Origin of the sequence: Enterobacter sp. R-25 (assembly GCF_049913205.1) — a bacterium.
Classification (GTDB): Bacteria; Pseudomonadota; Gammaproteobacteria; order Enterobacterales; family Enterobacteriaceae; genus Enterobacter; species Enterobacter ludwigii.
The window spans coordinates 1,863,992-1,877,194 of the sequence record NZ_CP183982.1; the positions used below are offsets into that span (position 1 = coordinate 1,863,992).

General features: G+C 50.6%; 16 protein-coding genes. 10 read left to right on the forward strand and 6 right to left on the reverse strand.

Annotated elements, in window-relative coordinates:
- Positions 1-198 precede the first annotated feature (198 nt).
- The 4 genes from ACN9MQ_RS08885 to ACN9MQ_RS08900 all read left to right on the forward strand — a co-directional run bounded on the left by ACN9MQ_RS08885 (position 199) and on the right by ACN9MQ_RS08900 (position 3,055).
- Positions 199-1,245 carry a glycosyl hydrolase gene (locus ACN9MQ_RS08885; RefSeq protein WP_426021427.1) on the forward strand — a complete coding sequence of 349 codons (1,047 nt, stop codon included), beginning with the start codon at positions 199-201 and terminating at the stop codon, positions 1,243-1,245.
- A 198-nt stretch (positions 1,246-1,443) separates the two neighbouring features.
- Positions 1,444-1,794, forward strand: a complete 351-nt coding sequence (locus ACN9MQ_RS08890; protein ID WP_020884453.1) for a DUF1304 domain-containing protein — start codon at positions 1,444-1,446, stop codon at positions 1,792-1,794.
- A gap of 76 nt (positions 1,795-1,870) precedes the next feature.
- Positions 1,871-2,116 (forward strand): YmjA family protein, encoded by a 246-nt coding sequence (locus ACN9MQ_RS08895; RefSeq protein WP_014169620.1) that lies wholly within the window; start codon positions 1,871-1,873, stop codon positions 2,114-2,116.
- A gap of 243 nt (positions 2,117-2,359) precedes the next feature.
- A complete protein-coding gene (locus ACN9MQ_RS08900; protein WP_032677945.1) occupies positions 2,360-3,055 on the forward strand; it encodes a hypothetical protein in 696 nt (231 codons plus the stop codon).
- Here ACN9MQ_RS08900 and ACN9MQ_RS08905 read toward each other — a convergent pair.
- Positions 3,052-4,563, reverse strand: a complete 1,512-nt coding sequence (locus tag ACN9MQ_RS08905) for an EAL domain-containing protein (RefSeq protein ID WP_025204430.1) — start codon at positions 4,561-4,563, stop codon at positions 3,052-3,054. The genes ACN9MQ_RS08900 and ACN9MQ_RS08905 overlap by 4 nt on opposite strands.
- 237 nt (positions 4,564-4,800) lie before the next feature.
- On the opposite strand from ACN9MQ_RS08905, the gene ACN9MQ_RS08910 reads away from it, so the two are divergent.
- The 3 genes from ACN9MQ_RS08910 to ACN9MQ_RS08920 all read left to right on the forward strand — a co-directional run bounded on the left by ACN9MQ_RS08910 (position 4,801) and on the right by ACN9MQ_RS08920 (position 8,499).
- Positions 4,801-6,321: an EAL domain-containing protein gene (locus tag ACN9MQ_RS08910; protein WP_082209474.1), complete on the forward strand. Its 1,521-nt coding sequence runs from the start codon at positions 4,801-4,803 to the stop codon at positions 6,319-6,321.
- Between the two features lie 181 nt (positions 6,322-6,502).
- Positions 6,503-7,975 carry a sensor domain-containing diguanylate cyclase gene (locus ACN9MQ_RS08915; RefSeq protein ID WP_032679672.1) on the forward strand — a complete coding sequence of 491 codons (1,473 nt, stop codon included), beginning with the start codon at positions 6,503-6,505 and terminating at the stop codon, positions 7,973-7,975.
- Positions 7,976-8,250: 275 nt separating this feature from the next.
- Positions 8,251-8,499, forward strand: coding sequence for a GlsB/YeaQ/YmgE family stress response membrane protein (locus ACN9MQ_RS08920; protein ID WP_006174788.1), 249 nt, complete (start codon positions 8,251-8,253; stop codon positions 8,497-8,499).
- A 54-nt stretch (positions 8,500-8,553) separates the two neighbouring features.
- Here the strand turns inward: ACN9MQ_RS08920 and yoaJ are convergent, their stop codons facing one another.
- Genes yoaJ through ACN9MQ_RS08935 form a run of 3 tightly spaced genes read right to left on the reverse strand, consistent with a single transcriptional unit; the run spans position 8,554 to position 9,801 of the window.
- On the reverse strand, positions 8,554-8,628 hold the full coding sequence (gene yoaJ / locus ACN9MQ_RS08925; RefSeq protein WP_071605476.1) for a protein YoaJ: 75 nt from the start codon (positions 8,626-8,628) through the stop codon (positions 8,554-8,556).
- Entirely contained in the window at positions 8,629-8,727 is a 99-nt protein-coding gene (locus ACN9MQ_RS08930; RefSeq protein ID WP_014883431.1) for a YoaK family small membrane protein, read from the reverse strand.
- Between the two features lie 45 nt (positions 8,728-8,772).
- A complete protein-coding gene (locus ACN9MQ_RS08935) occupies positions 8,773-9,801 on the reverse strand; it encodes a sensor domain-containing diguanylate cyclase (RefSeq protein WP_219372899.1) in 1,029 nt (342 codons plus the stop codon).
- A gap of 304 nt (positions 9,802-10,105) precedes the next feature.
- Between ACN9MQ_RS08935 and ACN9MQ_RS08940 the strand changes: the two genes are divergently transcribed.
- Together ACN9MQ_RS08940 and ACN9MQ_RS08945 are read left to right on the forward strand one after the other, a co-directional pair.
- Positions 10,106-10,360: a putative hemolysin gene (locus ACN9MQ_RS08940; protein ID WP_020884447.1), complete on the forward strand. Its 255-nt coding sequence runs from the start codon at positions 10,106-10,108 to the stop codon at positions 10,358-10,360.
- A gap of 80 nt (positions 10,361-10,440) precedes the next feature.
- Complete coding sequence (locus ACN9MQ_RS08945; protein ID WP_020884446.1) at positions 10,441-10,746, forward strand: hypothetical protein; 306 nt, start codon at positions 10,441-10,443, stop codon at positions 10,744-10,746.
- Here ACN9MQ_RS08945 and ACN9MQ_RS08950 read toward each other — a convergent pair whose 3' ends face one another.
- Positions 10,747-11,091, reverse strand: coding sequence for a DUF488 domain-containing protein (locus ACN9MQ_RS08950; protein WP_073396579.1), 345 nt, complete (start codon positions 11,089-11,091; stop codon positions 10,747-10,749).
- A 151-nt stretch (positions 11,092-11,242) separates the two neighbouring features.
- Between ACN9MQ_RS08950 and ACN9MQ_RS08955 the strand changes: the two genes are divergently transcribed.
- Positions 11,243-11,950, forward strand: a complete 708-nt coding sequence (locus ACN9MQ_RS08955) for a CTP synthase C-terminal region-related (seleno)protein (protein ID WP_014169630.1) — start codon at positions 11,243-11,245, stop codon at positions 11,948-11,950.
- Between the two features lie 29 nt (positions 11,951-11,979).
- Here the strand turns inward: ACN9MQ_RS08955 and ACN9MQ_RS08960 are convergent, their stop codons facing one another.
- Entirely contained in the window at positions 11,980-13,167 is a 1,188-nt protein-coding gene (locus ACN9MQ_RS08960; protein WP_014169631.1) for a CynX/NimT family MFS transporter, read from the reverse strand.
- Positions 13,168-13,203 lie beyond the last annotated feature (36 nt).

Consider the following 13,203-nt stretch of genomic DNA (forward strand, 5'->3'; position numbering starts at 1 on the left):
TATAAATATCCCTGTCGCAGCAAGTTGTTTAATCAAACGGTATTGCTGCGCTGGCACTGTCCGCGGTAGTGGGAAAAGCCAGACAAACTGTACGAAAAAATAAAGCCGGGTAATGTCGGTTTTATTGTGTACATAGCAAACACGCATGGTCATTGATTGCCATGTATTTTCCAATCGAGACGTAAGGATATTCTACAAATGAGTACTTTTACTGTAGTACCCGCAAATCAGTCTGCAGATAATAATGCGAAAATGATTTATCAGTGGTTGAGTGGTCTGTCCGAACGACAGGGTAAAAAGCTCATTTCGGGTATTTTTGGTGGCTATAGCAATATCGGCGGCGTCGATGCTTTTTCCCTGCAACAAGGAAAAGACCTGCAGGCCCTGACCGGGAAATTCCCCGCTATTTATAGCGCTGACTATGCCCGTGGCTGGGATGCCTGTACCCCTGGAGAGGAAGCCAGTTTGATCGATTTTGGTTGTAATACCGATCTGATCGACCACTGGAAAAAAGGCGGACTGGTCGCGATCAGCCACCATTTACCAAACCCTTGTTTTGCGGGGAATAATCCTGGTGATGGAAAGGGGGCTCTCAAGCATCCTGTGAGTAATGATGAATTTTCTGCAATCTTACAGTCTGGAACGCCGTCGCGTGGGCGCTGGCTGGCAATGCTTGATAAAGTCGCTCAGGGCCTACAGCAACTGAATGAGAAAGGTGTCACCGTCTTTTATCGACCCTTGCATGAGATGAATGGCGAGTGGTTCTGGTGGGGGGCAACCGGTGAGAATACAAACGATACTGTACGTATGGATCTGTATCGACGCCTGTATCAGGATATCTTTAACTATTTCGTTAAAACGAAAGGGTTAAACAATTTACTCTGGGTCTTCTCTCCTGATGCAAACCGGGATTATAAGACATCTTATTACCCTGGCGCAGAGTATGTTGATATTACTGGCCTGGACTTGTATACAGACAATCCTGCCACTGTAAACGGTTACGATGAAATGGTGGCATTGAATAAGCCGTTTGCCTTTGCAGAAGTGGGGCCATCAACAATTAACGGCCAGTTTGATTATGCAAATTTAGTGAGTATTATTCTTCAGAAATACCCTAAAGCAACCATGTTTATCCCCTGGAACAATGACTGGAGCCCGCTGAAAAACCTGAATGCCTCTGGTGCATACAATAATGACCGGGTAATAAATCTCGGAGATGTATGGAACGGCAGCGTTCTGAGTTAACGTTCGTTCCGGTGTCACGTTGATGCACCATATAAAATGGTTGAAGTCGCTGGCCCGATCGTTAACGCTATAGAAGATGCTAAAATGTTCAGAGTCTGGCGACGCGATCATCGCGAATATGTCATCCAGATTCTGGGTTAAACGTGAACGGGGGCCAGAAGGTCCCCGTTTTTTCCTCTGCCTGCGGGAGACTGTAAGATGTTAGCTACGATCCTTGTCGCTATTGTTGCATTAATTCATCTCTACATACTTGTGCTGGAAATGTTCCTGTGGAACACAAAAACAGGCCACAAGGCATTTAATCTCAGCCCTGATTTTGCACGCGATACCCGTGTGCTGGCGGCAAATCAGGGGTTGTATAACGGTTTTCTGGCAGCGGGACTGCTCTGGGGACTGTGGCTTGGTGAAAGCGGTGTTCCTGTGGTCTTCTTCTTTTTGACCTGCGTGTTGATTGCGGGCATTTACGGTGCCATGACCGCCAGCCGAAAAATACTCTATGTTCAGGCTTTACCGGCGCTGGCTGCATTGATTGCATTGTGGTTGCGTTGATTAACAAGGCTTTGGTCTAAGAGTGCCGTCCGATATACTCAGGCATTACCCTTAAAGGTCAGAGAAGAAACTGTTTATGCACAATGAAATTCCACTTAAATATTATGACATCGTCGATGAATACGCGTCGGAAGCCGCGGAGCCGGTAAGTGAGGCAGAGCGCGATCCTCTTGCCTGTTATTTCCAGTTGCTGCTCACCCGTTTATCGAACAATGAAGAGATCAGCGAGGAAGCCCAGCAAGAGATGGCCAGTGAAGCCGGCATCCGTAGCGCGCGCATTGATGATATTGCGAACTTCCTCAATCAGTGGGGAAATGAATAGTCCGCCTCAAAAACCGTTGTGCTGATGCTTTGCTAAACAGCTCAGCATCACGCTATCGGACCACATGCATTTTTTATCCGGGATGTGCGTTGAGGGTTTACCGATGAGCAGGGCGAAAATAACGATCAGGAAAAAGAGTACCAGCGGAAACAACAGGGAATTTTTCACGTTTTAACCAAATGAGAGTGTGCTTCAGGGTAATCTACGGTCTGAATGTGACGACTATATGTTTTTAGGAAAGAAATGGAAACGTCTGATCTGGAAAAACATTACCACGACACCAACGCGAAGACGCTGGCGCTCTGGGAAAAGCGGGACGGTATCGGAGCGGTAAGGGAGCCGTTTTATGCTACGCAAAAGCTCGCACTGGCGACAGGTTTCCAGCCGGAAATGGCCGCGTCTGTCGACATGTTGTTTCGGGAACTGCGGGCGTTGACCCGCCACGACTCGTTAGTAGACCTCCAGCCGCCATCCGGCTTCCATTTCACCTTCGTACCCATAACGCTCCCTCTCTACGACGAGAATGCACCGTTACCGGCGAAGACGCATCAGCTTATCGACGCATGGACCCCTTTCGCCGGTCTGGGTATCACGGTTCGGGAACTCAGGCTGGTGGCATTGCCCAACCAGCTCTTGCTTGCAGGCATACCCGATACACTTGCCTTGAGGCAGCGGCAGGCGTTTTGTGAATGTCTGTTAACCACGGACTGGCAAGAGGCGTTGCGCTTACGCCATGGCAATACCCCTTTGCCAGCGCCGTTCTGGCACACTACGCTGTTACGCTACCAGGCAGACTGTCTGCCTGAATCGCTGAGGGCGTTTTTCCGTGAGCGCCGCATGCAGCGTTACGGTGAGGTTTGCGGAGAGCTAAAACTCAACGTCGTGAATTATAACTGGACGTTATGCAGAGCCGTCACGTCGTCAATGTTGACATGCTAACGCGCTGGTTTTTGCTTATCGTTGTTAAGTTGCTGCGTCAGTTCATCAATGGTCAGTGATTTAGAGAAATACCATCCCTGAATCAGGGCATCAGGATACCGATCTGCGATAAAGCGATACTGCGTTTCGCTTTCCACACCTTCAAAGACGAGCGTTTTATTCAGTCTGGCGAGGGCGTCACTAAAGATGACGAATATATTCTGTTTATAATGCTCATTAATACCATCTACCAGCGATTTATCTATTTTGATCTCATCGTATTCCAGAAGCGATATGCGGGCGAGGTTAGAGTTTTGCACTCCAAAATCGTCAATTGATATTCTCACACCCAGTGATTTTAACGCCTGACAAAACCCTTCGAGAACATCCGCAGTGGAGACCGCCTTTTCAGAGAGTTCAACTTTTATCAAGGAGAGTGGAATGCTATTCACTAAACACTCACGACACAGAATCTTAATGAATTGCCCGTCTTCAATCTCGGTTCGACCAATGTTTAATGAAATCACCAGCTGATGTTTAATCGCCAGCGAGGCGATTTCTGCCAGGGATTTTTCGATGATATTGATATAATACTTTTGATACAGGCCAATTTTCTTAATTAAGGGAATAAAGAGCTCAGGCGATACCTCTCCATGATTGTTATCGCGCCATCTCGACAGAACTTCAACGCCCACCATTTTTTTATCCTGGATTCGAATAATGGGCTGGTAGTTAACGCTGATGGTATTGGCTTTTACCGCGTTAACCAGCGTGCGCTCCAGTGAGAACCGATCTTCATAGATGCGGAAGAAAAACAGCGTGATCGCTATCCAGATGAAAGCCAGAATTGCCGTGAGAAGGGTAAACACCACCAGCGACAACGAAGCCAGCCCTGCGTTGTGATGCTTCACGATCACACACAAATCCCATACGGCGCTGCACTGCGTCAGGGTTAAGGTAAAAAGATTCGAATGCAGCCAGCTCTGTTCTTTTATCACCGGGGAGGCTGAGAAAAATGTTCTGCCGAAATCTTTGGTCGTTGTACTCAGTGAATAGTTCGCCGTAATCGGCGTGAACTTATCGTAAGCATAGCGGGAGGTGAATATAATCACGTTATTATAAATTGCCGCATTGCCTGTAAAAAAATCTTTTCTGGAAAACTGTGCCAGAAGAAAACCCCGTGGCGTTTTATGCAGCTCTGCAGGAAGGGCAACGGGAGTGGCGAGTTTACCCCAAAAAGCAGTACAGGCTATTTTCCCCTTTTCAATAAAGCCGATATCCCCGAAATAGAGGCTATCTAACTTTATCTGCCTGTAACTATCGAGACTGGTTTTATCACAACCCTGTGTAGTAATGCTTTTGAGCGCCTGCGCCACACTTTGAGAGAGGCCTTCTGAATATTGCAAAAGGGAATGGGAAACCTCGAGCTGTTTGCTCTTTTGCTGGGCTACGATAACCGCATTAACCGCGTAGAGAGAGAGGGCGACCAGCAACGTTGAAATGATAGCAACGGCAATGATCTTTTTCATTTTCCAGTGGTCCCGTCCGCTCCCTGATTTCACAAATCTTAACACAGCCAGGGCAAGGCACAAGCCTGATAATAACGGAGGTTTATCTTATTCAGTCAGAGTAACTCATGCGGAAGTACCAGTTTTTTAAGATAAATCTTAACTAAACTTTTCACATTGCTTTAAGCAGCGCAGAGTTTGCCAGGCGATCGCCTTATACAGGTCATAAATGAGCATTTTTCTCTTAAGGAAAAAATCGTGCGCAACGTTATGCTCCCCATTCTGTGTGCCTTATTTGTGTTTCTGAGTGGCATGCTGATCATTAACTGGCAGTTGTGGCATATGGCCCGGTCAAATTATGCCGAAATCGCCGCCGCAAGCACGCGTAAAATTGAGGCCATTCTTGCTGAGGCTGTCAGTGCTGCAGATACCGCAAAACGGGTCGCCGCTGCAGGGTGTACCGACACCGGACAGCGTGAACTGGGTTCGGAAGCTGCGCTGAAACCGCATCTTCGCGCCATTATGATTGAGCAGCAGGGCAGGATCGTCTGTACCTCCCTTCCCGGAAACGGCGTATTGATTGTTCGCCCGCAGACGCTGCCCAACAAAGAATTGATGCTGCTCCCCGGTAATCGCCTGGTGAACGGCATTCCGGTGTTACTTTTCCAGATGCCCGTCGCGAAAGGGCGCGTTATCGTAAGCGTTAGCGATGCGCATTTGCGGGATGTTATTGCGAGTGCAGCAAACAGCACGGGACTGAGGCTGGTTGTTGGCGAAAAAGCGATAGCCGGCGCGGGCGATGTGAGCGGCTGGCCCCCCGTGAAGTGGGTGGGCTCCTTAACTGCATCGGCACATTTTCCGTTTAGCATGGCCTGGCAGCCTCCCGCCTTTTTCAGCCTGACGCGTTTACTGCACCAGGGATGGAGCCTGATACTGCTTATCCTTGCGTTATCTGCGGCTGTTGGCATTCTTATCCGTCGCTACAGGGGGAAAAGCAACTCGTTTGAAGACGATCTGCGTAAAGCCATCATCCACGGCGAGATCGTTCCGTACTATCAGCCGATCGTGAATGGCGATACCGGCGGTTTGTATGGCGTGGAAGTACTGGCAAGGTGGAAGCACCCAAAATCAGGCTTTATCCCACCGGATGTTTTTATTCCGATTGCCGAGCGCAGCGGTCTGATAATTCCGCTGACCAAAGGGTTAATGGCGAAAGTGGTGACCGAGCTTAAGCCGCTTTTGCCTAAGTTGCCGGACGGATTTCACATCGGGGTGAACATTAGCGCCAGACACATCAATGCGCCTTCTTTTATCGCTGACTGCCGGGTCTTTGGAAAAGGCTTTTATGGTAAAGAGGTCAAACTGGTTCTCGAAGTGACCGAGCGTGAACCGCTGATCGATAATCCTCATCTGGTGGAAAATCTCAATGCGTTACATAACGCCGGTTTCGTCATTGCGCTTGATGACTTTGGGACCGGGTATTCCGGACTCTCCTGTCTGCACGCGCTGGCGATTGATTATATTAAAATCGATAAAAGTTTCGTGAACCGGGTATCAGAGGCGAAAGACTCTACGATCCTGCTGGACTGTGTGATTGACCTGGCGAAAAAACTCTCACTGCATATCGTGGCTGAAGGGGTAGAAACGAAGGAGCAACTGGACTATCTCAACCGTAATCAGATTACCCTGTTGCAGGGATACTATTTTGGTAAACCGGTCTCGTATAAAGAATTTATTAAAGTCATCTTATCTAAGCCGCTGGAGAAGGTCAGTCTGTAAGAGATTTTTTTCTGTGAAAGGGGCCCAGTAATAATATCTGATGCCCGTTTGCGAAAAGCGAAATATCATCAGATTTCTGTTGTATGCTTAAGTGCAATTCATTTTCCTCTTATCCTGAGCTTTGTTACAGTGACTCTAGTTGTCAGCCAGGGATGTCAGGCCTGATAAGGTGGAAGAGCTCGTGCATGTGAAAAATACTTTTTACACAACAACTATTACCGTCATCATTGTCTCATTGATCATTTCGCTGTCGCTTGCCGTCCAAATTACCACGTCCAGGCAGCAGTCAATCCAGCAAATAAATACCAGTGTTGCCAACCTGAGCCATACCTTAGACGTGTACAGCGAAGGGATCATGCGCCAAAGTGAAATGTTGATTACTTCGGTTTCAGACATAATCAAAATTTATGGCATGACCCCACAACAGGCCAAAAATATCCAGCGGATGATAAGCAATCAGGATAATCTTCTTATCCAGATAAATAATGTGGTTGTTTACGATGCGCAAGGGAATATTTTTACGGCACTGCATGAAAGTTTTTCCGGACCCCGGAAAGGGGTGGACAGGTCGTTTTTTATCTACCACAAAGAAAATAAGAGCCAGCAGATTTTTATTGGCCAGCCGGTGGTCAGCAGAACGAATGGTAAATGGGTCATAACCATTAGTCGTCGGCTGGAAACCCCTACCGGCGCGTTTAACGGTGTCGTTGTGGTTACGCTGGGTATCGAAAATTTTCTGGCGTTATACGGGCAGATCAATATTGGTCACTCAGGCGTGATCGGCTTAACAACCCAGTCAGGCGTGTTGCTGGTACGTCATCCGTTTAAAAATAATTACATCGGCGCGATTGTTTCGGATTCGCCTCTCTTCAGGACATACCTCAAGGTACAAAACGCGGGTATCGCCAGCTCTGTCTCACGGTTTGATAAAATCGAACGCATTTATGCTTTCGAGAAGAACAAGCGCTACGGGCTCGTCACCACCGTGGCGGTCAGTACGCAAGAAGCGCTCGCCCCCTGGCGCAAGCAGGCTCTCCAGCTTTCTGTACTCATTTTGGTTTTTACCGCGATACTCATTGCGGCGTCCTGTTTCCTCTATTCCGATTTATCCAGAAAAACACGGGATAACAGGGCGCTGAAGATTATTGCGTCTGAAGATGCGCTAACAGGGCTTTTCAACCGACGCATTTTTGATGAAAAAATTCTGTCAGAAATTGCGGCCTGTGCGGCCAGCGACGCCCCGATTTCGGTGTTGATTGTCGATGTGGACTACTTCAAAAAATACAACGATAACTATGGTCATCCCGAAGGGGACCGCTGTTTAACCCTGCTGGGAAATAGCCTCAGGGAGAGCCTCAACCGGGACAACCAGGTTGTGGCGCGCTATGGTGGGGAAGAGTTTGCACTGATCCTGCCAGACACGGATATCCAGGAAGCGCTCCGCCTCGGTCAGACGATCATTCGCAATGTCTTTTCGCTGCATATTGAACATGCTTTCAGTCCCTTCGGGCGGGTCACGGTTAGCGTCGGGATCTCCACTGCGCGTGCCGTGGATATCGCGGGCAGCCAGCAGAACATCATTATAGCCGCCGACCAGGCGCTCTATCAGGCAAAACGTGCAGGGCGAAACCGGCACGCTTTTGTAGCGGTGTAGGCAAAAAAAAGCCCACTCTAGAGTGGGCAAGAAATACTGGAAGCAATGTGAGCAATGTCGTACTGAATACCTGAGTGTTTCGCTCAACTATTCAGTGTTGAGAAAGATAATCTTTCTCAACAAAAGATGCAACCCCACATTTCTTGTGGTGCTGTTGATGAATAAACGCGCACTCTCTCACCGTGATGCTTATCACAAATTTCCTTTCTGAAATCCTGTGCTATCCTTTCTTGTGTCGTTGATTTAATGACAAAAACCATACGGAGAGGAAACTTATGGGAATTTTATCCTGGATTATCTTTGGGCTTATTGCAGGTATTCTGGCGAAGTGGATTATGCCGGGCAAAGATGGCGGTGGGTTTATCGTCACCGTAATACTGGGGATTATCGGTGCAGTGGTGGGCGGTTGGATCAGTACGCTGTTCGGCTTTGGTAAGGTCGATGGCTTTAACTTCGGCAGCTTCGCTGTCGCGGTGATCGGTGCGTTGGTTGTTCTGTTTATCTACAGAAAAATCAAAAGCTAAGCCTGATAAATGTTGAAAAAGGCTGCCATATGGCGGCCTTTTTACGTGGTGGATTTACCACCAGCCTAGCTGCGAGCCTGCAACAGCCACGATTGCCACGATCAGCATAATGAGGGTTGTTTTTCTCATTTATGCCCCCGGAGCAGCGTAACCACCGACAAAAAACCAGGCCAAAAACACTACCGCCGTTATAAAAATAACGACCGGGAAGAGGATCCCTATTCTCATACCATCACCTGTTTCGGTTTTTATAACGCCGTAGAGTGTACGGGGTTAATCCATCGCGAGAAAGCGCGTTTTGCTTTTTCCTTTCTTATGCTGATACATCGCGACATCAGCCGCGCGTAACGCACTGTCCGGATCGGTCACGGTGGGGTCAACTTCAATCACACCGAAGCTGGCACCAGGATAAATAATGTTTACGCTCCCCAGCCAGTATTCTCCTGCAATACGGGCGTCGAGGCGCGTTTTAAGCAGGTTAATCTGTGTGCTCTCACCCGTACTATTGGTCTGGCTAAGCGAGGCCACCAGAAACTCATCACCGCCCAGCCGGCCGATTATCTCGTCCGCCTGTTTTTCTTCAGTCAGACGTTTACCCACTTCAATCAGGAACCGATCGCCTGATTCATGCCCGTAACGGTCGTTAATCAGCTTGAAATCATCAAGGTCGATAAACGCGATGATGGCGTTGCGTTTAAGGTGCTTTGCCAGTGAAAACAGGGTCGTCAGCTCTTCGAAGATGGCGCGGCGGTTTGGTAATCCGGTAAGGGCATCGGTATAAGAGTGCGCAATGAGTGCCGCATTGGCTTCCCGAAGCTGGATCACCAGCGACTCTTTCTGAATATACTGGGCAATCAACCCGGCGAATAATTTCAGAACTTGTTCACCGCGATCGCTGGGATGTTTCTTTTCCGTGCTGGTGGCGCAGAGCGTGCCATAGAGTGAACCATCCGCAAGGTGAATAGGGATACTCATGTAGGTTGTAATGCCAAGGGCTTTCGCGGCATCGCAATCCGGCCAGCGCTCTGCCACCTCGTTACTGAACAACGTACCACTCTCGATGGCGCGCTTACACAACGTGTCGCCCCATGGAACGTTAAGCCCCTCAGGGATCTGCATCTGCTTGCTGTTGCGGGCGTAGAGGATATGCTGCAGCCGCGCATTGATATCGACCTTCGTCAGGTAGGTGGACTCCATTTCAGTCACAATCTCCAGCATCTCCAGCAGCTGGCGGACGAGACTTTCAAGGGACTGCTCAGTGGAGAGCGTTTCTGAAACACGGGCAAGGATAATATCCGACATGACGTAGGCTCACTCCCATGCAGAAGACGTCTGCATCTGCATGTTATGCTGAATTTTTCGACTTCGGGCATAGTAAAACATGAATATAAAAATTTTAATATTCATCACAGGGGAGCGGGGGAGAAAAAAAGCCCCGATGTTGAGACCGGGGCAAAGACATCTTGATTACGGAATGATGTTCTCTGGTCATTGAGAACACGTGCCACTGTAGTGTGGAAAAGTGCAGTTAAGATGGAGAAATCGTGGAGAAAGCGGCGATGACCCGTTACCCTTAAAGTCTGATGAAGTTAAAAGGATCAATGAGATGAGATTACTGCTTCTGGCACTGGCGTTACCGCTGGCCGCCTGTACCTCCAAAACATCCCCGCCTGATGCCCCGAAACCGCCCCATGTTATCGGGATGGCTAATCCCGCCTCCGTCTACTGCCTGAATAAAGGCGGGGAACAGGTCCCGGTTCAGAGCCCGCAAGGGGTTCGCACGGAGTGCAAGTTGCCCGGCGGCGAAGTGATCGATGAATGGGCGCTTTATCGTCGCGATCATCCGCAACCTGCCAGGTGACAGCGGGATAGTGGCTGCGGTACACTTCTCTTTAGGATTATTCTTAGCCTTTCGATGGCTACCGTTATCGTGAGAGAAGTATGTTTCAGCTTAAACCGGGCAGCATGGCGATGATCATCGGTGCCCGCACGGCGTCCGGCCGTCGTAATATTGGTAAATCTGTTGAACTGTTTGGCCTGTGTCAGCCCGGCCAGCGTTTCGTTAATCCGGTCAATGGCGTCATGACGCAGTTACCCACCACCTCGGATCGCGCGCTTTGGCTGGTGACCGGTGATGTCTTCGCGTTTGACAATCAGCACGGCTTTGCGTTTATTCGCGCCGAACATCTGATGCCGCTTACCCCGGATACGGCGCCGCAAATCCTTGATGAACTGATGATCGACTGACTAGACATTACGCAGCCAGTCGGCTAACACCAGGGCGTGATTGTGTTCCTTATCTTTCGCGCCATAGAGAAGGGTTAAGGTCTGCTTGCTGGCCAGCGCCACAAGACGCAACCCCTCGTCCTTGTGCTGCGCCAGCTCTTCCCGGTACGCCTTGCTGAAGGCGTTGAAATCAAGGGTTTCGCTATGAAACGCCTTGCGTAAATCGTTGGACGGGGTGAGCGTTTTACACCATTCATCATACGCGAGATCGGTTTTTTTCACGCCACGTGGCCAGAGTCTGTCTACCAGCACCCGATAACCATCGTCCGGGCTTGCCTGTTCGTATACGCGTTTACACTGGATCATCTTTTCTCCTCAGCTGCGGCAAAACGTTCTGCGTATTACTCTAGCACTTTGTCTTTACCCACCCAATTTAAGGTATTGTGATAATTGCAGAAGATCGGTAGTCTGAGGTTCCTTATGTTATCTGCTAATACTCAGGCATAAGGAACCTTTCATGGAACACCTCCCGGCTAAAACCACACTGCGCATTGCGCTGGTTGGCGATTACAATCCCGATGTTATTGCGCACCAGGCGATCCCGCTGGCAATTGACGACGCCGCTGCCGTTCTTGACCTCACCGCTGATTATGACTGGCTCGCGACCACGGAACTGACCAGCCCGGAAGATCTGGTGGGTTATGACGCTATCTGGCTGGTTCCCGCAAGCCCGTACAAAAACACGGCGGCGGCCTTTATCGCTGCACGCTACGCACGCGAAAACAGCATTCCCTTCCTCGGCACCTGCGGCGGGTTCCAGCATGCGCTGATTGAGTACGCCCGTAATGTGCTGGGCTGGCACGATGCGGCTCATGCCGAAACGGATACCGAAGGCACAATGGTGATTGCGCCATTAACCTGCTCGCTGGTGGAAAAAACCGATGCAATTGAGCTGCGCAACAATACGCTCATCGCCAAAGCCTATGGCAAACCGGAAATCGTGGAGGGATATCACTGCAATTACGGTGTGTCGCCGGAATTTGCACGGGAGCTGGAGAGCGGTGAAATGCGCGTCACCGGCTGGGACGAGCAGGGTGAAATTCGCGCCGCGGAGCTACTGACCCATCCGTTCTTCGTGATCACTTTATTCCAGCATGAACGTGCCGCGCTGGAAGGTCGACCGGTGGTGCTGGTACAGGCAATGCTGCGCGCGGCGCGCGGATAAAAAGGCAGACCTGGTGGTCTGCCATTCTACTAACGGGGCGTGACCTCCCGGTCACGCCCGGCAAGCATACCGCAAACGGCCATGATCACGGCGGCCAGTGCACAGGCCAGAAGCGGATACCGCCAGTCACCGGCAGCATCGTGAATTTTGCCCATCAACGGCGGGCCACAGGCGGCCAGCAGATAGCCCACCGACTGTGCCATGCCGGACAAGGCCGCGGCCTGATGCGCAGAGCTGGCGCGCAGCCCGATGAAAGTCAGGCCAAGGATCATCGTTGCCCCGGTACCAAAACCAAACACCAGCGTCCACATGACCGCCATTCCCGGCGCAAACCACAATCCTGCTGCGCTTATCGCGCACAACAGCGCCACGACGCCGGCGATTGCTCGCTGATCCTTCAGACGATGGAGGATCAGCGGGACAGCGAGACCCGGAACGGCGGTGGCCAGCTGTAAGAGTCCGTGCACAGAACCCGCCTGGGCTTCGCTATACCCGTGGCTGAGCAGGATCGCCGGTAGCCAGCCGATGATGACATAGTAAATCAGCGAGTTAATCCCCAGAAAAAGGGTGACCTGCCAGGCGAGGGCAGAGCGCCAGATGGCGCGGTTATGTAACGCGCCTGCACCGGTCACCGTCGCAACGTGTTTCTGACGCCACTGTGGCAGCCAGAGCAGTAGTGCAGCCAGCGGAAAGGCCATCAGCATTAGCAGGGCGCCATGCCAGCCGGCTTCCCCTTGCGCCAGCGGAACAATCAGTGCGGAACCTAACGCCGCGGAGATCCCCATCGTCAGGGAATACGCACCGGTGAGTCTGGCAACCTGTCCCGGGAAGTCACGTTTAATTAACCCAGGCAAAAGCACATTACCCAGTGCGATACCGCAACCAATCACCGCCGTACCGATGAAAAGCAGGGGGGCGGAAGGCAGGGAGCGCACAGCAATGCCGACGCAAATCAGCAGCAGGGCGATAAACAGGCTGCGTTCCATGCCGATACGCCGGGCAACACCTGCGGCGAGCGGGGAGATAAGGGCGAAAGCCAGCAGAGGCAGGGTGGTCAGCAGACCGGTTTGCGCCGTACTCAAGCCATAATCGAGACGAATGGTATCGAGCAGTGGTGCTGCTCCGGTAAAGGTGACGCGAAGCGTAGTGGCAATCATCAGGATACCTGCGATCAGCAGCGCGCCTTGTTTTCCTGAAACCCGAATTGCAGTAGTCATTGTGTTCTCATACGTTCAAGCGAGCGCACACAATAC